Annotated in this window: 13 protein-coding genes and 3 pseudogenes; 8 read left to right on the top strand and 8 right to left on the bottom strand. The window is 61.1% G+C overall.

Annotation, left to right across the window (positions count from 1 at the left end; translation table 11 throughout):
* Nucleotides 1-7: 7 nt before the first annotated feature.
* On the bottom strand, nucleotides 8-958 hold the full coding sequence (gene speB / locus ASD60_RS05840) for an agmatinase (protein WP_056853080.1): 951 nt from the start codon (nucleotides 956-958) through the stop codon (nucleotides 8-10).
* Between the two features lie 333 nt (nucleotides 959-1,291).
* Here speB and ASD60_RS05835 point away from each other — a divergent pair, with 333 nt between their 5' ends.
* Together ASD60_RS05835 and ASD60_RS05830 are read left to right on the top strand one after the other, a co-directional pair.
* Nucleotides 1,292-2,185, top strand: coding sequence for a LysR family transcriptional regulator (locus tag ASD60_RS05835; RefSeq protein ID WP_056853079.1), 894 nt, complete (start codon nucleotides 1,292-1,294; stop codon nucleotides 2,183-2,185).
* 5 nt (nucleotides 2,186-2,190) lie between these two features.
* The gene (locus ASD60_RS05830) at nucleotides 2,191-2,784 is read left to right on the top strand and encodes a tRNA-uridine aminocarboxypropyltransferase (RefSeq protein ID WP_056853078.1); all 594 of its coding nucleotides are present in this window, start codon (nucleotides 2,191-2,193) and stop codon (nucleotides 2,782-2,784) included.
* Between the two features lie 141 nt (nucleotides 2,785-2,925).
* On the opposite strand, the gene ASD60_RS05825 is transcribed toward ASD60_RS05830, so the two are convergent.
* From ASD60_RS05825 to ASD60_RS05815, 3 genes are all read right to left on the bottom strand, one after another.
* On the bottom strand, nucleotides 2,926-4,290 hold the full coding sequence (locus ASD60_RS05825; RefSeq protein ID WP_056853077.1) for an HlyD family type I secretion periplasmic adaptor subunit: 1,365 nt from the start codon (nucleotides 4,288-4,290) through the stop codon (nucleotides 2,926-2,928).
* 181 nt (nucleotides 4,291-4,471) lie between these two features.
* Complete coding sequence (locus ASD60_RS05820) at nucleotides 4,472-6,631, bottom strand: type I secretion system permease/ATPase (RefSeq protein ID WP_056853076.1); 2,160 nt, start codon at nucleotides 6,629-6,631, stop codon at nucleotides 4,472-4,474.
* Between the two features lie 133 nt (nucleotides 6,632-6,764).
* Complete coding sequence (locus ASD60_RS05815) at nucleotides 6,765-8,123, bottom strand: TolC family outer membrane protein (RefSeq protein ID WP_056853075.1); 1,359 nt, start codon at nucleotides 8,121-8,123, stop codon at nucleotides 6,765-6,767.
* Between the two features lie 590 nt (nucleotides 8,124-8,713).
* Between ASD60_RS05815 and ASD60_RS29325 the strand changes: the two are divergent.
* The 6 genes and pseudogenes from ASD60_RS29325 to ASD60_RS05810 all read left to right on the top strand — a co-directional run.
* A pseudogene (locus tag ASD60_RS29325) lies at nucleotides 8,714-10,058 on the top strand (retention module-containing protein); the annotation flags it as partial.
* 1 nt (nucleotide 10,059) lies between these two features.
* Nucleotides 10,060-10,278 (top strand): annotated as a pseudogene (locus ASD60_RS29790) (VCBS domain-containing protein); the annotation flags it as partial.
* 4 nt (nucleotides 10,279-10,282) lie between these two features.
* Nucleotides 10,283-11,029, top strand: coding sequence for a VCBS domain-containing protein (locus ASD60_RS29785; RefSeq protein ID WP_442965980.1), 747 nt, complete (start codon nucleotides 10,283-10,285; stop codon nucleotides 11,027-11,029).
* A gap of 9 nt (nucleotides 11,030-11,038) precedes the next feature.
* Nucleotides 11,039-12,028 carry an Ig-like domain-containing protein gene (locus tag ASD60_RS29780; RefSeq protein WP_442965979.1) on the top strand — a complete coding sequence of 330 codons (990 nt, stop codon included), beginning with the start codon at nucleotides 11,039-11,041 and terminating at the stop codon, nucleotides 12,026-12,028.
* A pseudogene (locus tag ASD60_RS29775) lies at nucleotides 11,940-12,761 on the top strand (VCBS domain-containing protein); the annotation flags it as partial. The gene ASD60_RS29780 and the pseudogene ASD60_RS29775, both read left to right, overlap by 89 nt.
* Nucleotide 12,762: 1 nt before the next feature.
* Nucleotides 12,763-16,314, top strand: a 3,552-nt coding sequence (locus tag ASD60_RS05810) for a type I secretion C-terminal target domain-containing protein (RefSeq protein WP_236708408.1), incomplete at its 5' end; no start/stop codon positions are given.
* A 185-nt stretch (nucleotides 16,315-16,499) separates the two neighbouring features.
* On the opposite strand, the gene lapD is transcribed toward ASD60_RS05810, so the two are convergent.
* The 4 genes from lapD to ASD60_RS05790 form a co-directional block, all read right to left on the bottom strand.
* Nucleotides 16,500-18,440 (bottom strand): cyclic di-GMP receptor LapD, encoded by a 1,941-nt coding sequence (gene lapD / locus ASD60_RS05805; protein ID WP_056853074.1) that lies wholly within the window; start codon nucleotides 18,438-18,440, stop codon nucleotides 16,500-16,502.
* Nucleotides 18,441-18,462: 22 nt separating this feature from the next.
* Nucleotides 18,463-19,170, bottom strand: coding sequence for a cysteine protease LapG (gene lapG / locus ASD60_RS05800; RefSeq protein ID WP_056853073.1), 708 nt, complete (start codon nucleotides 19,168-19,170; stop codon nucleotides 18,463-18,465).
* A gap of 628 nt (nucleotides 19,171-19,798) precedes the next feature.
* Complete coding sequence (locus tag ASD60_RS05795) at nucleotides 19,799-20,194, bottom strand: YbaN family protein (protein WP_056853072.1); 396 nt, start codon at nucleotides 20,192-20,194, stop codon at nucleotides 19,799-19,801.
* 10 nt (nucleotides 20,195-20,204) lie between these two features.
* Nucleotides 20,205-20,792, bottom strand: a complete 588-nt coding sequence (locus ASD60_RS05790; RefSeq protein WP_056853071.1) for a UPF0149 family protein — start codon at nucleotides 20,790-20,792, stop codon at nucleotides 20,205-20,207.
* Between the last annotated feature and the right edge of the window lie 266 nt (nucleotides 20,793-21,058).

The raw sequence follows: 21,058 nt of genomic DNA, 5'->3' as shown, positions 1-21,058 counted from the left end.
CCGATCCTCAGCGATGGACCACGCCAGGCAGTACGCAGAGCATTTCGTACAGCAGGTTGGCGGCCAGCAGCGAGGTGTTGCCGGTGGTGTCGTAAGCGGGCGAGACTTCTACCAGATCGCAACCGATCAGGTCGAGGCCTTGGCAGCCGCGAACGATCTCGATCGCCTGAATGGTCGTCAGACCGCCGATTTCCGGGGTACCGGTGCCGGGTGCCCAAGCCGGGTCGATGCCGTCGATGTCGAAGCTCAGGTACACCGGACCACCGCCGACTTTCTCGCGGACTTCGGCCATCAATGGCGCCAGGGATTTGTGCCAGCACTCTTCGGCCTGGACCACACGGAAGCCCTGGTTACGGCTCCAGTTGAAGTCGTCAGCGGTGTAGCCCTGGGCGCGCAGACCGATTTGTACAACGCGGTCCGGGTCAATCAGGCCTTCTTCGACGGCGCGGCGGAAGGTGGTGCCGTGGGCGATTTTCTCGCCGAACATGTGATCGTTGACATCGGCGTGGGCGTCGATGTGCACCAGGCCGACTTTGCCGTGCTTTTTATGGATGGCACGCAGGATCGGCAGGGTGATGGTGTGGTCGCCGCCGAGGGTCAGCGGGATCACGTCGTGTTCAAGGATGTTGTCGTAGGACTCTTCGATGATCCGCACGGCATCCAGCAGGTTGAAGGTGTTGATCGCCACGTCGCCGATATCGGCAACCGACAGCGAATCGAACGGTGCAGCACCGGTGGCCATGTTGTACGGGCGGATCATCACCGATTCGGCGCGGATGTCACGTGGTCCGAAGCGGGTACCGGGGCGCAGCGAAGTACCGATGTCCAGCGGCACGCCAACGAAGGCCGCGTCCAGGCCGGCAGCAGTCGGTACATGGGGGAGTCGGAGCATGGTGGCGATGCCGCCGAAGCGCGGCATTTCGTTGCCGCCCAGTGGTTGGTGAAGAATCTTGTCCACGGGTAGGGCCTCATCGTCGTTGTTTTATTTATTGGGTTGCGCCGTTCACGGAAGGTACGGGCACCGTTGTGGGCCGATTCTGCGAAATGTAGTGGTCGGGAAGAATCGCTACGGGCAAATACTTAGTTCAGATTTTTCTAAACTAATGGCGGGGAGGGAGATAGACTTGAGGCGGTCTACAGAACCCCGTGGCGAGGGAGCTTGCTCCCGCTGGGGGGCGAAGCACCCCCAAACCATTCACCCAAGTCCGGCAGACAAACCACATGAGCAGGTTTACGACTGCTGCGCAGCCGAGCGGGAGCAAGCTCCCTCGCCACAAGAGCAGGAGTGCCCATGGCCAACGCTTTACCCGACCTGAAACTTTTGCGCATCTTCGTCAGCGTCGTGCGTCATCAGGGGTTCGCCAACGCCCAGCAGGAGCTCAATCTATCGACATCGGCTATCAGCACTTACATGAGCCAGCTCGAATCGGCGCTGGGCCTGGTGCTTTGCCATCGCGGCCGTGGCGGGTTCAGCCTGACCAGCAAGGGTGAGTTGTTCCATCAGGAAACCCTGCGCCTGCTGGGCGAGCTGGAAGGTTTCGAGCAATACGCCGCCGCGCTCAAGGGCGAATTGCGAGGTACGCTCAACCTGGGGGTGATCGACTCCACGGTCAGCGACAAGGCCTTGCCGTTCGCTGAAGCCATTGGCGCCTACAGTCAGGAACACCCGGCGGTGCACTTGCACCTTTCGGTCATGAGCCCTTATGAGTTGCAGCTCGGCGTGCAGGACAACCGTCTTGACCTGGCCATCGGCGCATTCTCCACGCGCATGAGCGGTCTGGTGTACATGCCGTTGTACCGCGAACAGCACTGGCTGTATTGCAGTTCGCGGCATCCGCTGTTCAACGAGCGGCGCATTCCCGAGCAGGTCATTACCCAGCAGCGCATGGTCGGTCGTGGCTACTGGAGCCAGGCGGAACTGGCCCGCCACGGTTTCAAGCACAGCGCCGCGACGGTGGAAAGTATGGAGGCGCAGCTGATTCTGGTGTTGTCCGGCGCCTACATCGGTTACCTGCCGGAGCACTACGCCCAGGCCTGGGCCGACAAGGGTGATTTGCGTGTGCTGCTGCCGGCGACCTTCGGTTATCAGGCTCCGTTCTCGATGATCATGCGCCGGGGACGCAGCCGCGAGCCGTTGATCCAGACCTTCCGCGATCTGCTCAAAGCACAACTCAATCAGGCCTGAAGAGCATGTCCAGAATTCAATGTCCGCGTTGTCTGCGCCCGCAAAGTCATTGCTTGTGTCCGCTGATCCCGAGTCTCGACAGCCGCACCCGGGTGCTGTTGTTACAGCATCCGAGTGAAGTGAATCATGCGTTGAACACCGCACGTCTGGCGGCACTCGGGTTGCAGAATGCCGAGTTGATCGTCGGTGAGGTGTTTGCGGATTTACCGGCGCTGTTGCATCAGCCAGGGTATCGGGCGCGGTTGTTGTTTCCCGGTGAGGATGCACAGCCGCTGCAGACGTATGCCGCGTCTGACGAGCCGTTGCTGCTGGTGGTCCCGGATGGTACCTGGCGTAAGGCGCGCAAAATGCTGCATCTCAATCCGTTGCTGGCCGCGTTGCCCAGAGTGACGCTGGCCGAGGGTGGCGTGTCGCGCTATCGACTGCGCAAGGCGCCGGGGCCGGGAGCGTTGTCGACGGTGGAAGCGATTGTGCAGGCGCTGGAAACCCTGGAGGCACCGGCCTCGTTTGCGCCTTTGCTGAAACCGTTCGAGGCGTTGATCGAGGGGCAGATTGCGGCGATGGGGGAGGAGGTTTACCAGCGCAATCATGGCGGATGACCCGTTGTGGCGAGGGAGCTAGCTCCCGCTGGAGTGCGAAGCGCGCCCCAAACCAGCGAATTCGATAGCCCGGACACACCACTTGGGGCTGCTTCGCAGCCCAGCGGGAGCAAGCTCCCTCGCCACAAGAAGGATTCAGGACTATCTTTCCCGCATCGCCTCGGTGCGGGCCTTGAGCACCGGCTTAAGCAGATAATCCAGCACTGTCTTTTCCCCGGTAATGATGTCCACAGTCGCCACCATCCCCGGAATGATCAGCAACGGCTTGGCGTCCCCGCCCAGATGGTTTTTATCGGTACGCACCTGGATCAGATAGAAGCTGTTGCCCTTGTCATCGGTGATGGTGTCGGCGCCGATCAACTCCAGTTTCGCGCTCAGGCCACCGTAGATCGTGTAGTCGTAAGCGGTGAACTTGACCATGGCTTTCTGGCCAGGATGCAGGAACGCAACGTCTTGAGGCCGGACCTTGGCTTCGATCAACAGGTTGTCTTCCAGTGGCACGATTTCCACCATGTCGCTGCCTGGCTGGACCACGCCGCCGATGGTGTTGACCTTCAAAACCTTGATGATGCCTTTGACCGGCGAGGTCACTGTGGTGCGGGTCACGCGGTCGTCGATGGCGATGCTCGATGCGGTGATTTTCGACAGGTCGGTGCGTTTCTCGTTGAGCTCCTTGGCCGCATCCGAACGGAAGGATTGTTCCGACTCGTCGATCTTGCTGCGGATCTCGGCGATCGCGGACTCAGCACGAGGTATCGCCAGCGTCGTGGCGTTCAGCGAGCCACGGATTTCCACGGCGCTGCGCTTGAGCCGCAGAATCTCCACCGGCGATACGGCACCGGTTTTCACCAGTGGCTCGGACATGTTCATCTCTTGATTGACCAGCGCCAGGCTTGAACTGTATTGCCCGGCTTTCGAGCGGAACTCTGCCAGCTCCTGGGTTTTTTGCCGAAGTTGTTCGGTCAGGGTGCGTTGCTCGCTGGCCAGTCGGCGTTGTCGTTGTTCGTACAACGAGCGTTCGTCCTCGGCCACTTGCGGCGCCTTGGCAATCACTTCCTCCGACAGCTTGAAAGGCCGGCCTTCCGCTTCCGCCGACAGCCGCTCGACTTGCGCGGTCAGGGCATAGCGATCGGCCTCGCTTTCGCCCTTGTTCGACAGGTAGCGCGTGTCGTCGAGGCGCAACAAGGTATCGCCCTTGCTGACCATTTGCCCTTCACGCACGAAGATTTCACTGACGATGCCGCCCTCGAGGTTCTGGATGACCTGGACTTTGCTTGACGGAATCGCCTTGCCTTCGCCCATGGTTACTTCCTGCAACACGGCGAACTTGGCCCAGACCAGCGCACTGATCAGCAACGCGGCGGCCAGCCACACGGTCACCCGCGACCAGCGCGGCGAGTCCTGCAACGAAGCGCCGGCGGTTTCCGGCATGAACTCGACTTCGGCGCTTTTGCCGAAGCTGTTGAAGTAGCCTCGGGGCGCTGAATCTGGCGTTTGAGCAGACATGGGCGATACCCGTCAGTTAAGAGAAATAGTGCCGAACACAACCCTGTGGCGAGGGAGCTTGCTCCCGTCCGGCGGCGAAGCCGTCGCAAAAACGGATGGCGCGATCCAGGTGACACAACGAGGGGGCTGCTTCGCAACCCAGCGGGAGCAAGCTCCCTCGCCACAGGTTGTGTATTCGCATCTAGACAGCCGCCGAGCCGACGCGGCCCTTGCGCAATGCATCGATGACCGCTTCTTTCGGTCCGTCGGCAACGATTCGCCCGTTGTCGAGCACCACCAGCCGATCCACCAGGCTGAGCATCGAGGTGCGGTGGGTGACCAGCAGCACGGTTTTGCCCTGCACCCAGCCGTGGAGTTTTTGCCGCAGTACATCCTCGCTGCTGTTGTCCATGGCGCTGGTCGGCTCATCGAGCAACATGATCGGCGGGTCGAGCAGAAGCGCCCGGGCCAGCAACACAGCCTGGCGTTGACCACCGGAGAGCAATTGCCCGCGCTCGCCGACGGGCCGGTCGAAGCCTTGCGGGTGTTGCCGGGCCAGGTCGGTGACGCCGGTGAGCTCGGCGACTTCAAGCATGCGAGCGTCGCTGATGTAGCGTGCGCCGAGTGTCAGGTTGTCGCGCAGGCTGCCGGCCAGCAACGGCAAGTCATGGGCGACATAGCCGATCTGATGGCGCAGGTCGGCGACGTCCAGTTGCCGCAAGTCCAGGCCATCGAGCAGGAGCTGGCCTTCTTCCGGCTCGTAGAATCCCATCACCAGGCGCCCCAGCGTGCTTTTGCCCGAGCCACTGCGGCCAATGATGCCGATGCGTTCACCGGGTTTGACGCTGAAGCTGATGTTGGCCAGCGCCGGGGCGGCCTGGCCGTTGTAGTGGAAGGTCACACCGACCACATCCAGTGCACCTCGCAGTTGCGTGCGTTCAAGCGGCCGCTGCCGGGCATCGCGCTCCTGGGGCAGCGACATCAGGGCGTCGGTACTCTTCATGGTCAACTGTGCTTGCTGGTAGCGGGTGATCAGCCCGGCGATCTGTCCCAGCGGCGCCAGCACGCGACTGCCGAGCATGTACGTCGCCACCAGTGCGCCAACGCTGAGGTTACCGGCGATGATGCTGTAAACCCCGGCAACGATGGTCGCCATGCCGGAAAACTGCTGGATGAACAACGTGCCGTTGGTGGCCAGCGCCGAGAGGTTGCGCGCATGACTGTCCAGGCGAGTGAGGGCGCCGTGGGTGCTTTCCCATTTGTGCTGGCGCTCGCTTTCGGCGCTGCAGGCCTTGAGGGTTTCCAGGCCGCCGAGGGTTTCGATCAGCAGCGCCTGGCGTTCGGCGCCGAGGCTCAAGCTTTTTTGCACGGTGTCGCGCAGGCGAGCCTGAATGATCATGGCGAAGATGATCGTGATCGGAAACGCCAACACCGGAATCACCACCAGCCAGCCGCCGAGCAGGCCGATCACCACCAGCATCAGCAACGCAAAGGGCAGGTCGATCAGGCTGGTCAGGGTCACCGCCGTGAGAAATTCCCGCAAACCCTGGAAGTCATGAATGCTTTGGGCGAATCCGCCAATGGTCGCAGGCCGCGCTTTCATCGCCATGCCGGTGATGCGTTCGAACAGGGTCGCCGAAAGAATCACATCGGTCTTCTTGCCGGCGGTGTCCAGCAAGTGCGCGCGTACCACCCGCAGCACCAGCTCGAAACCGGTGCCGATCAGCAGGCCGATGGACAGGACCCACAAGGTCGAGGTGGCCTGGTTCGGCACTACGCGATCGTAGGTCTGCATCACGAACAGCGGCACCATCAAACCCAACAGGTTGATCAGGAAGCTGGCGAGGATTGCATCGCTGTACAGCCATTTCGACAGTTTAAGCGTGTCTCTGAACCACGCCTGTACGCGGGGAACGAGGGGCGAGCGCAGGTCTTCGAGTTCATGCCGTGGCCGTGCGAACAGGGCCTGGCCGCTGTAGTGTTCGGCCAGCTCTTGCGGGCTGATCCACTGTTCGCCACCGTCGGCTTCACTGGGCAGGATCAGCACCCGACCGTCTTCGCCGTAACGGCGCAGGACAGCGGTGCGTCCATGGCTGAGCAGGAGCATCACGGGAAGGTTGAGTGGAGAAATGTCTTTGAGCTCGCGACGTAGCAGGCGTGCCTGCAATCCGGCCCGGGCCGCTGCGCGAGGCAGCAGGTCCAGGCTCAGGCGTTGGTGTGCCATTGGCAGCCCGGCACTCAGGCTGGCGCGACTGACCGTCGCGCCATGGAGTTTGCAGAGGATCAGCAGACCGTCCAGAAGCGGGTCATCGAAGCTCAGGCGCGGATCAACGCCTGTGTTGCCAGGTTCCATGCTGGTCAATGTGATCGCTCCGGTTGCGCTACATCAATGGGTAACGGTTTCTGCACGTCCCCCTGCAAGCGTTACCGCAGGCTGCGATCTTGAACAGTTCAAATCAAAAGATCGCAGCCTGAGGCAGCTCCTGCAGGGGTGTTTATTTGAGATCAGGCAAACGGGCTTCGCTTTTCACTTCGGTCTGGGCGATGGCATCGGCTGGCAGCACGACCCGCTGTTTGCTCAACAACTGGCCCATGTTCGCCAGTATCCGGTACATCGAATATTCCTCGGTGTAGCGCACTTCGGTGTAGCGGCGGTTGGCGTTGTAGAGCTCGTTTTCACTGTCCAGCAGATCGAGCAGGGTGCGCTGGCCGAGGCCGAACTGGTCCTGGTAGGCCATGCGCACGCGTTTGCTGGTATCGGCATACTCACGGGCGGTCGGGGTTTGCTTCTTGGCGTTGACCATGGCGTTCCAGGCCAGATGAATGTTCTCGTTGAGCTGGCGCAGGGCGTTGTTGCGGATGTCCATCGCCTGATTGATCTTGTGCGCGTCCGATTGCAGGCGCGCCTTGTCGCTGCCGCCGCGGAACAGGTTGTAGTTCATCACCACGCCCACCCGCCATTCGTTGTCATGGCCTTCTTCACCGGCGATGTTGTTGTTGGCGCCCACCGCCGCTTCAGCGTCGAAGCGCGGGTAGAACGGCGACTTGGCGACTTCGTACTGGCTCTCGGCCGATTGCACGTCGGCCTGGGCTGATTTCAGGTACGGGTTGTTTTCTACCATGCTCTGCTGGGCTTCCGTCAGGGATGCAGGCACTTCGCCGCGAATCGAGGGCGGTGCTTCCAGTTCATCGGGCAGGCGCCCAACGACGGCGGCGAAGTTCGATTCGGCGTCGGCCAGGTCGACTTCGGCGGTGTCGAGGTTGTTCTCCGCCAATGCCCGACGGGCACTGGACTGGTCGGCGTCGGCGTTGCTGCCGACTCCGCGCTCGGTGCGCAGGCCGATCTGATCGTTGACGCGCAAGTGTGCCTGCAGGTTGTTCTTGGCCAGCGTCACCAGCTCACGGCGCTTGAGTACTTCGAGGTAGACCTCGGTGGTGCGCAAAGCCAGATCCTGGGCGGTGCCCTGGGCGTAATAGGCGCGGGAGTTGACTACGCCTTTGGTGCGTTCGACTTCGTTGGCAGTGTTGAACCCGTCGAAAAGCATTTGCCGCAACCGCAGTTCCGACTGGGTGTAATTGAGGATTTCCGTGTGGTGTTTGCCGAGCGCCCGGGTGTTGGTGTTATCGCTGTACCCGCGCCCGTATGCGGCATTCAAGTCCACCGACGGATAAAAGCCCCCCTTCGCGACTTTCACGTCTTCGTCAGCCGACAGACGGCTATCCACTCGTGACGCCAATTCCGGGTGAGTGGCAATGGTGCTCTGGATGGCTTCGGTCAGCGACATGGCGTGAGCTTGAGAAGTGCAGGCCATGGCCAATAGAACTGCGCTGCAGAGGGGGGTTAAAAGGCGCATGGTGCTTCTCCCTGAAGTCCTGATGGTGCTTAATCAGTCGCCAATTATTTGACGAAATTTATAGGTAAACCGTTTCACGGGTTTTACAGAAGAGCTAAGAACATTCTGGAGAGAACCTAAGAAGTTTTTCTCATAAGCCCTATGCCGAAAAAAACTTATGCGCTCCGCAAAATCCAGCACATTGTTCATTACCAAAGCCCTTGATTTATGAGCTTTAGGGCGCTCATCGGGGCAAGTGAAAAGTTCCGATCCACTTATCGACATAGGGCGGAGAAGTGCTGGAGGGGAGGGAGGCGTAGCGGAATTGTGTGACGGTTTTTTGTCACTCGGTTGATTCAGCTCCGTTACGCATTGCTCGCAGGGCAGCGTATTTGCGATGTATTCCCGATGCCTTTGATTGCAAAGGGGTTTGTTGCGCAACCAAACGTGACCGTGAGCAACGCCGGCGAGATCGTCGCCAGGGCAGCGGCTTACTCAGGTAAACCCGCTGGCCGGTAGACGATCCGCCAGGCACTCGGTAAACCGTCCATCAAGCATTGCTCCGCGCAATAAAAAAGTGCCGACAGCGGTTGGCAGCGGAGGAAATGCACATGGCTACGCTCATCGGTATCGTCAGTAAGGTCGTCGGGCAGGTGTTCGCGGTGACAAGCGACGGCACGCGTCGCGTCCTGATCGAGGGCGACCGCTTGTTCGCCGGTGATCAACTGTCGACCGGAGCCGAGGGCGCGGTAGCGGTGCATTTGCAAAATGGCCAGGAACTGACCCTTGGACGGGGAAGCAGCCTGCAACTGACGCCGCAGTTATTGACTAATCACATCCCCCGCGTCGACACCGCCGAAGCAGTGACGCCGAGCCAGGCGCAACTGAGCGATGTCGAACAACTGCAAAAAGCCATTGCCGCGGGTGACGACCCGACGCAAACCGCGGAAGCCACCGCGGCGGGACCATCGACTGGCGCGCCGGGTGGTGAGGCGGGAGGCGGGCACAGTTTCGTGATGCTGGAGGAGGTCGGTGGGAGAGTCGATCCGATCATCGGTTTTCCCACTGCCGGATTCAATGGCATTCCCGAGTTTCCGGAAGGTCGCCGCGAAGGCGATACGGATACCGACGATGGCAGTCTGACGCCGGTTGCCCCAGGGATTCCTCCGGTTGTCATCCCGCTGGTACCACCGGTGGCGGACAACCCGGTCAGCCTCGACGGTCTGTCGGTAGAAGGCGGTGAGCTGACCGTCAAGGAAGCCAACCTTTCCAACGGCTCGGCCAGCAGCCCAAGTGCCCTGACGCAGAACGGTACGTTCACCATCAACGCCCCCGACGGCTTGAGCAGCCTGAGCATCGGCGGGATCAACGTGATCAGTGGCGGTGTAGCCAGCGGTTTCCCGCAGTCGATCACCACAGCGTTGGGTAGTACCCTGACCATCACCGGATACAACCCGGCCACTGGCGTTGTGAGCTACAGCTACACCCTCAATGGCAGCGAAACCCACACGAGCGGCGACGGCACCACCCTCAGCGAACACTTCACTGTGGTCGCCGGTGACAGCAATGGCGACACCGCTACCGGGTCGCTGGACGTCAACATCACCGACGATGTGCCCAAAGCCATCGACGACGATAACGGCGTGGCGTCGGAAACCCAGCTGACCCTCAACGGCAATGTGCTGACCAACGATATACAAGGCGCGGATCGCGTGCCGGTCGGTGAAAACAGTGGCCCGATCACCCCCGGTACGTTCGTCGGGACCTACGGCACCCTGGTGCTGAATGCCAATGGCACTTACACCTACACCCTGAACACCAGCGATGCGGATTTCAAAGCGCTGCATGGCGGTGGCAACGGTACCGAAACGTTCACCTACGTCCTCACCGATGCCGACGGCGACAGCAGCACCGCCAACCTGGTGCTGAACATCTTCAGCAGGGCGACCAACAGCANTACACCTACACCCTGAACACCAGCGATGCGGATTTCAAAGCGCTGCATGGCGGTGGCAACGGTACCGAAACGTTCACCTACGTCCTCACCGATGCCGACGGCGACAGCAGCACCGCCAACCTGGTGCTGAACATCCACAACAACGACGACGGGGTGACGATCAACGGCCTCGACGTCGAGGGCGGCGAACTGACCGTCTACGAGAAAAACCTCGGCGACCCTGGTGCTGAACATCCACAACAACGACGACGGGGTGACGATCAACGGCCTCGACGTCGAGGGCGGCGAACTGACCGTCTACGAGAAAAACCTCGGCGACGGCACCAGCCCCAACGCATCGGCGTTGACCCAGAGCGGCACCTTCACCATTACCGCCCTCGACGGTGTGCAAACCCTGACCGTCGGGGGCATCGCCGTCGTCACTGGCGGTGTGGCAGCCGGTTTTCCGCAATCGATCGTCACCCCGTTGGGCAGTACGCTGACCATCACCGGGTTCGACCCGGTTACCGGCGTGGTGAGCTACAGCTACACCCTGGCCGATAACGAAACGCACCCGAATGCCAACGGCACCAACAGCCTTTCCGAGCCGTTCGCCGTGGTGGTAGTCGATGACAACAACACCACCGCCAACGGTGAATTGAACGTCAACATCACCGACGATGTGCCCAAAGCCATCGACGACGATAACGGCGTGGCGTCGGAAACCCAGCTGACCCTCAATGGCAACGTGCTGACCAACGATATACAAGGCGCGGATCGCGTGCCGGTCGGTGAAAACAGCGGCCCGATCACCCCCGGTACGTTCGTCGGGACCTACGGCACTCTGGTGCTGAATGCCAACGGCACGTACACCTACACCCTGAACACCAGCGATGCGGATTTCAAAGCGCTGCATGGCGGTGGCAACGGTACCGAAACGTTCACCTACGTCCTCACCGATGCCGACGCCCGGGACGCTCCGCGTCCCTGAAGCAACCTGGTGCTGAACATCCACAACAACGACGACGGGGTGACGATCAACGGCCTCGACGTCGAGGGCGGCGAACTGACCGTCTACGAGAAAAACCTCGGCGATGGCACCAGCCCCAACGCATCGGCGTTGACCCAGAGCGGCACCTTCACCGTCACCGCTCTCGATGGCCTGCAAACCCTGACCGTGGGCGGCATTACCGTAGTCAGCGGTGGCGTGGCCGCCGGTTTCCCACAAACGATCACCACTCCGTTGGGCAGCACCCTGACCATCACCGGCTACAACCCAACCACCGGCGTGGTCAGCTACAGCTACACCCTGGCCGATAACGAAACCCACCCGACTGCCAACGGCGCCAACAGCATCACCGAGAACCTCAACGTCATCGCAACCGACACCGACGGCAGCACCGCATCGGGGCAGATCAACGTCAACATCGTCGATGACTTGCCGAGCGCCAAACCCGACGCGGACTCCGTGCAGGAGGGCGGCACCGTCAGTGGCAATGTGCTGAGCAATGACATTGGCGGCGCCGACGGCCCGGCCGCCAGCGGTGCAGTGGTCGGCGTGCGCGCCGGTTCGGATACCTCGACCTCGGCTATCGGTGGCCTGAACAGCCAGATCAACGGCACCTACGGCTACCTGACCCTCGACGCCAGCGGCAACGCGGTTTATCACAGCAACCCGAACGCCGTGAGCGGCCCCGGTGCGGTGGATGTGTTCACCTACACCGTGCGCGATGCCGACGGCGATGAAAGCACCACGACCATCACCATCGACGTCTACAACAGCTGCCTGCAAGCGGTGAGCGACGCCGACGCCACCGTCTACGAAAAAGCCCTCGACCTGAACAAGGACGGCCAGGACCTGGCGGCCGGCAGCGTCACCGGCAGCGAACCGGGCCACACCGGTGAAACCGCGTCCCCTCGACCTGAACAAGGACGGCCAGGACCTGGCGGCCGGCAGCGTCACCGGCAGCGAACCGGGCCACACCGGTGAAACCGCGTCCGGCACCTTGGTCGGCTCGGTCAGCGGCGCCGTCGGTGCGATCACCTACGCACTGGTCGGCAGCGCCACCGGGGCCTATGGTCAAATCGTGCTAAATCCCAACGGCACCTACACCTACACCCTGACTTCGCCACCGAGCACCACGCCGAGCGCCAACGATGGGCCGAACGTCACCCACGAAACCTTCACCTATCAGGCCACCGATTCCCTGGGCAATGTGGTCACCAGCACCATCGTGGTCAACATCGTCGACGACGTGCCCACTGCCAAAGCGGACGTGGATTCGGTGGTGGAGGGCGGCACCGTCAGCGGCAACGTACTGGTCAATGACATCGGCGGCGCCGATGGCCTCGGTGCGGTGATCGGCGTGCGCGCCGGTTCGGATACCTCCACTTCGGCTATCGGTGGCCTGAACAGCCAGATCAACGGCACCTACGGCTACCTGACCCTCGACGCCAGTGGCAACGCGGTTTATCACAGCAACCCGAACTCGGTCGCCGCACCAGGCGCTGCCGACACCTTCACTTACACCGTGCGCGATGCCGATGGCGATCAAAGCACCACGACCATCACCATCGATGTCTGCAACAGCAATATCCAAGCCGTCACCGACACCGACGTGACGGTCTACGAAAAAGCCCTCGACCTGAACAAGGACGGCCAGGACCTGGCGGCCGGCAGCGTCACCGGCAGCGAACCGGGCCACACCGGTGAAACCGCGTCCNGTCTACGAAAAAGCCCTCGACCTGAACAAGGACGGCCAGGACCTGGCGGCCGGCAGCGTCACCGGCAGCGAACCGGGCCACACCGGTGAAACCGCGTCCGGCACCTTGGTCGGTTCGGTCAGCGGCGCCGTCGGTGCGATCACCTACGCACTGGTCGGCAGTGCGACCGGGGCTCATGGGCAAATAATGCTCAATCCGAACGGCACCTACACCTACACCCTGACCTCGCCACCGAGCACCACGCCAAGCGCCAACGATGGCCCGAACGTCACCCACGAAACCTTCACCTATCAGGCCACCGATTCCCTGGGCAACGTGGTCACCAGCACCATCGTGGTCAACATCGTCGACGACGTGCCCACTGCCAGAGCGGACATGGATTCGGTGGTAGAAGGCGGCACCGTCAGCGGCAACGTACTGGTCAATGACATCGGCGGCGCCGATGGCCTCGGTGCAGTGATCGGCGTGCGCGCCGGTTCGGATACCTCGACCTCGGCCATCGGTGGCCTGAACAGCCAGATCAACGGCACTTACGGCTACCTGACCCTCGACGCCAGTGGCAACGCGGTTTATCACAGCAACCCGAACTCGGTCGCCGAGGCAGGCGCCACCGACACCTTCACCTACACCGTGCGCGATGCCGACGGCGATGAAAGCACCACCACCATCACCATCGACGTCTACAACAGCTGCCTGCAAGCGGTCAGCGACGCTGACGTCACCGTCTACGAAAAAGCCCTCGACCTGAACAAGGACGGCCAGGACCTGGCGGGCGGCACCGTTACCGGCAGCGATCCAGCCAACGCCGGTGAAACCGCGTCCGGCACGCTGGTCGGCTCGGTCAGCGGCGCGACTGGCGCGATCAGCTACACCCTGGTCGGCAGCGCCAACGGCAACTTTGGGCAAATCCTGCTCAACCCCAACGGCACGTATACCTACACCTTGACCTCGGCACCGAAAACAACACCGGGCGCCAACGATGGCCCCAACTCCCTGAGCGACACCTTTACCTACAAGGCCACCGATGCGCTGGGCAACACCACCACCAGCACTATCGTGGTCAACATCGTCGACGACGTGCCCAAGGCTGTGGCTTCGGAGCGTTCGGTGGCAGCAGTCGAGATTGACTCCAACCTGCTGCTGGTGATCGATGTCTCCGGCAGCATGGTCGACCCCTCCGGCGTAACGGGGCTGTCGAGGCTGGATCTGGCCAAGCAGGCGATCAGTGCCTTGCTCGACAAATACGACGACCTCGGCGACGTCAAAGTGCAGATTGTCACGTTCAGCAGCAATGCCATCGACAAGTCGTCGGTGTGGGTTGACGTGGCGACCGCCAAGGCAATCGTCGCTGGTCTGACGGCGGGCGGCGGCACCAACTACGACGCGGCGGTGGCCGTGGCACAAACTGCATTTGAGACCAACGGCAAGCTGACGGGCGCACAGAATGTCGGCTACTTCTTCTCTGACGGCAAACCCAATGAAGGTTCGATCGAGACGCAGGACGAGGCGCTCTGGAAGGCATTTCTTACCGAGAATCAAATCAAGAACTACGCGATCGGCCTGGGCGCAAACGTCGACAATGATGCCCTCGATCCGCTGGCATATGACGGCACTGGCACGGGCACCAATAACAACGCCGTGATCGTCACCGACCTTGGCCAACTCAACTCGGTGCTTTCGGGCACGGTGATGGGCGCACCGGTCACCGGTTCACTGCTGGGCGAGGGTGGGGCGTTTGGTGCAGATGGCGGCTTCATAAAAACCATCACCGTCGATGGCACCACGTACACCTACGATCCGAAAGGCAACAGCAACCAGGGCTCGCTGAATTTCAGCGGCGGCGCCAATCACGGTACGTTCAATACGACCAACAACACCCTGAGTATCGCCACCAACAACAAGGGCACGCTGGTGGTGAATCTCGATACTGGTGAGTACAACTACGTATCGCAGAAAACCACATCGGTGGTGCTTACTGAAAACATCGGCTTCACCCTCAGCGACAACGACGGCGATCTCGCCAGCTCGACACTGGTGGTCAAAGTCATTCCGAATGCAGCACCGGTGGCCACCGATGATCACATCATCACCAATGTGCTTTCAGGCAGCGTGACGGTGCCGGGTGAATTACTGCTGGCCAACGACACCGACGCCGATGGCGACCCGCTCAAGGCCTCGCCAACCACGTTCAATACGGGCTGGGTCGCCAAAGGTGCCGACTTCACCGGCAGCGGCGCCATCGATTTCTCCGGCAGCGGCGTCAAGCCGAGCAACCAGAGCCTGAGCAACGTGCGCGGCGCGTTCGCAGCCAATACCGCCTCGATGACGGCCCTGTTGGTGATCAGTGGTTATCTGGGGCCGGTCACTGCGGCCAACGTTAACGATGAAGATCGCATCACCGTCAACCTCAAGCAGGGCGAGACCCTCAACCTTGACCACAATCTGGCTGCCGGCCATATCACTATGGAGTACTCGATCAACGGCGGTGCCTGGATTGCCCTCGGCGATGGCCAGACTATCACGGCGACGTCGGACGGCGTCTATCAGATCCATGTGACCAACATCACCAACACCGGTGGCGGCAGCGGTGCAGGCAACTCGGAAAGCTATCAGCTGACCATGAAGCTCGATTATTCCGGTGCCCACGACACTGCCCCGGACTATCACGGCACCTACACTGCCAGCGATAACCATGGTGGCAGCGACAGCGCCAACCTGACCATCAGCTATCAGGACGGTCATACCCTCACCGGGACCACGGGCAACGACACCCTGGTGGCAGGCAACGGCGACAACATCATCAATGCCGGTGACGGCAATGACATCCTCACCGCAGGCACCGGCAACAACACGCTGCATGGCGATGCGGGCAATGACTTGTTGTTCAGTGGCACGGGCAACGACCTGCTCGATGGCGGCATCGGTAACGACACCGCGAGCTACGCCCATGCCACCACTGGCGTTACGGTCAACCTGGGCCAGAGTGGGCCGCAAAACACCTTGGGCGCCGGCACCGACACCCTGACCGCCATCGAAAACCTCGTCGGCTCCGATTTCAACGACAACCTTACCGGCGACAACAACAGCAACATCATTACCGGCGGCCTGGGCAATGACGTGCTCAAGGGCGAGGGTGGCGATGACTTCCTGATCGGCGGACTGGGCAACAATACGCTGACCGGCGGCAGCGGCGCCGACACCTTCCAATGGCTCAAAGGCAACAGTGGCCACGATGTGATCACCGACTTTACGCCGGGCACCGACAAACTCGACCTGTCGCAGCTGCTGCAAGGGGAGAATGGCAGCGCCGCGTCGCTCGATGACTACCTGCACTTCACTGTCAGCGGCAGCGGCGCGTCACTGGTCACCAGCATCGACGTCAGCGGCATGGCCGGCGCGGCGCCGAACCAGACCATCGACCTGGCGGGCGTCAACCTGGCCAGCCATTACGGTGTTACGCCGGGGGCGGGTGGGGTGATAGCGGGGGCGGATACGGCGACGATCATCAACGGGATGCTCAATGATCATTCGTTGAAGGTGGATACGGTGTGACCTGAAATGTGGGAGTAAGTCTGCTCGCGATTGCGGTTGATCAGTCGACATCATGGTTGAATGAACCATCGCATTCGCGGGCGAGCCCCCAAGGTTATTCAGTGTTCAAAACACGTGTGCAACGCGAATCCTTGTGGGAGCGTGGCTTGCCCGCGATGAACGATTGCTCGGTCTACGGGTAACACTCACATCGGTTCCGGCGGCCCGATCAGCCTGCCCATCACCCCGAACACCCCCAACTCCCTGATCGCATCCAGCTCTCCCTGGGTCTCGACCATCTCCGCAATCAATGGCAGGTCAATGCTGTTGGTCGCCCGGTAGATCGCTTCGATAAACAGCCGTTTATCGCGCTGCTCATCAATGTGTCGGATATAGGCGCCGTCGATTTTCAGGTAGGCCAGGCCCAGTTGGGTCAAGTTGCCAATCTGGCTGAAGCTGCCACCGAAATGTTGCAGGCCAATGCGGTAGCCCGTATCGAGCAGGCTATGACTCAGTCGTTGAAGTTCATCGGGAGGCGGTAGTTGGCGTTCGTCGATTTCCAGGGTCAGCAGCGGAGCCAGTTCCGGGAGGGATTCGAGCATGTCGAAGATCAGATCCAGTTGAGTCTGATCGCGCAAAGTGGCGCCGGACAAACTCAACGCGAGCGGCCAGCGATTGATGGCAAGGTAGTCGAAGGTCGCTTCGAGCATCGCCAGGTCGAACCTTGCCGACCAGCCGAAACGCTCGATCCATGGCAAAAACTGTCCGGCAGCGATCGCCTGGCCGTGCGGGTCGAGCAGGCGGGCGAGGACTTTGTGATGCAGCACCTCACTGGTGTCCGCGCATTGCACCACCGGTTGAAAGTACAGCTGCAATTTACCCTGGTTCAGGGCGTCATCGATCCAGTTGCGCCAGTCGGGAGGGGATTGTTTCAGGGTGATTTCGCTGCGATTGGCAAGCGCCCAGGGTCGCTCGGGATGTTGGCGTGCCTCAGTCAGCGCCTGATCGAGACGTAACAGCACATCGGTGGCGGCTTCGCCGGGGCGGTAAGCTACGATGCCCAAATGGGCGACAGGCATGCAATCGCTGGCACCGGTCAGGCGCAGGTTTTCCAGGGTGGCACTGATCTCGGCGGCCAGGCGCGTGGCATCCTCGGTTCCCAGGCCCGGCGACAGCAGGCTGAACTCGCCGCCGCGATTGCGTGCAGCCAGCCAGGTGCGTCGCTGCGGCAGGCGGGTCAGGCGTTTGAGCAGTTCTCCGACCGCGCCGATCAAGGCATCGGTGCGCTGACCACCCAGGCGTTGGTTGAGGCCATTGAGATCGTTGAGCCGCAACATCAACAAATGCCCCTCACAGCTTTGTTCGCAGACTAACAAATGGTCAGCCAATTGCTCGTCCAGCAAACGCCGATTGGCCAGCCCGGTCTGGCTGTCCTGATAAGACTCGCGGCGCAGCTTTTCACTGCGCGCGGCCTCTTCGCCGAATAACGCCTTGAGCTTCTCGACCATCTGGTTCATCGCCAGCACCACGCGTTTGAGTTCCGGCGTGCGTGGCAGCTTCGGCAGGCTCAAGAACTCGCGTTTACTGATGGCTTCGGCCTGCCGGACCATGTTGTCGAGGGGACGAAGTTGCCGGCGCAACAGCCAGCCACCGAGTACGGCACTGAGCAGTCCGCACACCAGCAACCAGATCAGGCTGCCCAGGGCGCTGTCCCAGAGTTTGGCCAGGGCGAACTGCGGGTTGCTCAGCACTTCGACCCGCGCCACTTGCTGCCAGCCGCGCATGATCAGCGCATCGCCGCCTTCATGACGCAGATTGACCAGGCTGACGAACCAGCCAGGCACACCCTTGACCTGCGCCTCAGCGCTGCGCTCTATCAACACTTGCTGGTTATCGATGCTGACGATGCGGATGCTGCTGAAATAGCCACTGTCGAAAATCGAACTGACCATCAACTCCATCATCGCCGGGTCATCGACTTGAGCGGTCAGTGACAACCCCAAGGCTGTGGCGGCATCCTGGGCGTGGGCGCGCAATTGGCCGAGGGTCTGTTCGCGGGAGCTTTCCAGGCCGACAAAAAAACTGCCGCTGAACGCCACCAGCAAGAACAGGCAGATAGCGAGGAACAGTTGATTGCGCAGTTTCATGAAACGCTCCTTGCTGTGGCGGCTAGCCTTCGCCCACGGTGAACCCTTCGGCTTGCATCTTTTGCAGAACGTCTTGCCAGCGCGACAGTTTTTTCGAATCGCTGCTGCGTTGGCCGCCGTTTTTGCCCGGCAGATAAAGGCCCTCGGCATTGAATGCATATACCGGAAGCAGGTCTTTGCGTTGCGAGGCGGGGCGTATGTCGCCGATCAAGTTGTCCAGCACAAGTGGGTCCGCGGCGGGGCTGCTGTAGAACGTCAGCACCATGTGTGCCTGGTTCTGGGTCAAAGCCTTGACGTAAGTGATGCGCAGTTTTTCGCTGGGAATACCGAGCTGGCGCAGGCTGAAATACTTCGCCAGCGCGTAGTCTTCGCAATCGGCGGCGCCCTTGATCAGGGCTTCGACGGGAGTGGCCCAGTAATCGGTCTGCCGCCAGATGCGTGTGTCGTCCTGAAAATTCAGTTGTTGATTGAAAAAGCGATTGACCGCGTTCAACTGCTCGCGCTCTGGTGCGTCGCGTTCGCCCTGCAGCATTTGACTCCAGGCCTCGATTCGCCCACGGGCCGGGCCGAGGGCGCCGTAGCGTTTTTCGGCATTCTGCAGGACCTGTGCAAAATCCCAGTCAGCCTGGACGCTGCTCAGCCCGGCCAGCAGCAAAGCACCCAGCAACAGCCATCCGCCGAACCGAAGTCGGGGCGTTGGCCATCCTGGACTACGCGGACCGCGGGGCATGTCGGGCTGCTCGGATGCAGATTGATGAAGTCTAGGTGGTGTTTATTGAAAGGTGGGGTTGGTCGTCGGGGGATGGTTTCGTTGGGGAGCCAGCCTGCTGGCGAGGGCGGCTTGCCAGCCGACCAATTTCTAATAGATGTACTCGATCCCTGTGGGAGCTGGCTTGCCAGCGATGGCGGCCCGCCAGCCAACCGATCTTCTCTGGATGTACCTCAGCCCCTGGTGGGAGCCAGCCTTGCTGGCGAAAAATGCCCAGACGCCGCGTTCATCCAGACAGTGCACTTTATCGTTAACGACCATCGCCAGCAGGCTGGCTCCCACAGGAAAGGCACGCTCCCAACCCGTCTGGCCGGCCGGTAGGCCGCCTCGCTCTTGATTTGGCTTTTGATTTTCTTGCCCCCTCGAGAGGCCGAGTGGAGGTTCTGCGCAGTGGGCAACCCGGCAGGGATGCCGGGTTAGCCGCCCCCGGCCATGGATGGCCGATGGCGGCGGGCCCACGGAGCAGGACCGGAGCGAGGGCATGCCGAGCCTAGGCGAGGCACCAAGTGACCCGCTGTAAAAGCGGAACCATTGGTGGTCGTTACCGCAGCAATGGATATGTACACCACCACCACACCACCCCAAAAACTCAAAACTTGCGCAAAGTCTTCTGCCGAACAATATAAATCGTCACCAGCACCGCACTGGTCAGCATGAACCCCCGCGCCCAAGGCATCGGCACCAGATAGCAGGAAAACAGAATGCTCACCCACATCAACCCAATGGCGTAGACCTTACCCTTGAGCGGAATGCCATTGCCTTCGAGGTAATCACGAATCCACGGTCCAAGCCGCGGATGATCGACCAGCCATTGATAGAAGCGCGGCGAGCTGCGGGCGAAACAGGCTGCCGCCAGCAGCAGGAAAGGGGTGGTGGGCAACACCGGCAGGAAAATCCCGATCACCCCCAACGCTACGCTCAGCCAGCCGATAGCCAGCAGCACGTAGCGCAACATCAGGGAGCGGTTGCCTATGGGGTTGTCCATAGGCAGAACCTTAGTGGTGACGTGGCTTGAGGATCGCCGGTTTTTCGTCTGGTGCGTTGCACAGCAGGTACAGCGCAGTCAGGGCCTCCGGGATTTGCACGATCATGTCGTCCATCAGGTTGGCATCGGCGGCAATGTCGGAGAACTCCGGTTGCTCGTCGAACAGGCCCGAACCGACCATGATCGGCAGCAGCATTTCGCTGACTTCGTCTTCGGCGGTTTCAAACCAGGCTTCTTCGCGAAGGAACACGCCTTCCATGAAACCGATGCACCAGCCGCGCAGTTCGGAATCGTCAGGGTCTTCGCCCAGGTCCAGGTCGCACGGCAACTCGAATTCTTCGTCGGAGGCCAATTGGCGAGCGATGTGGGCCTTGAGGCCGATCAGGGTGGCTTCGATCTCTTCGCGTTGAGCTTCGCTGCTGTAATGCGGCTCTTCGGCAAAAAGTGCATCGATCCATTCACGATCGGGAACGACTTCGGAACAGATCGACAGCGCGGTGAGGTAGCCGTGGGCGGCCACGTAGTCCAGCGCCTCGTCATGCAGTTCATCGGCGTCGAGGAAGACTTGCAGGCGGGTTAGTTGCTCAGCGAAGGACATTAAAGGACTACCTTGGGGAATGTTCGATGCGGGAATTCTAGGCCTTCTTGCGCGCTTGAGCCAGCCGCGCAGCATATTTGCACCACCTTCCCCAGCGGTGCCCTTTGCCGGACGGTGCTCGGGTATACTCGCGCGTTTTGTAATGCCCTGCTGGCTTCACGGCTGAAATGTGAAGCGTCATGCAACGCACACTTACGATTTGTCTGTGCAGCGTCGCGGGTTCTGAACCAGCCTTGCAGGGATGTTTCGGTGATTTTTGGAGTTTC

Source organism: Pseudomonas sp. Root562 (assembly GCF_001427125.1).
Lineage (GTDB): Bacteria > Pseudomonadota > Gammaproteobacteria > Pseudomonadales > Pseudomonadaceae > Aquipseudomonas.
Note: the sequence above shows the minus strand (reverse complement) of the source record. Positions and strands in the feature narration are given on the sequence as shown.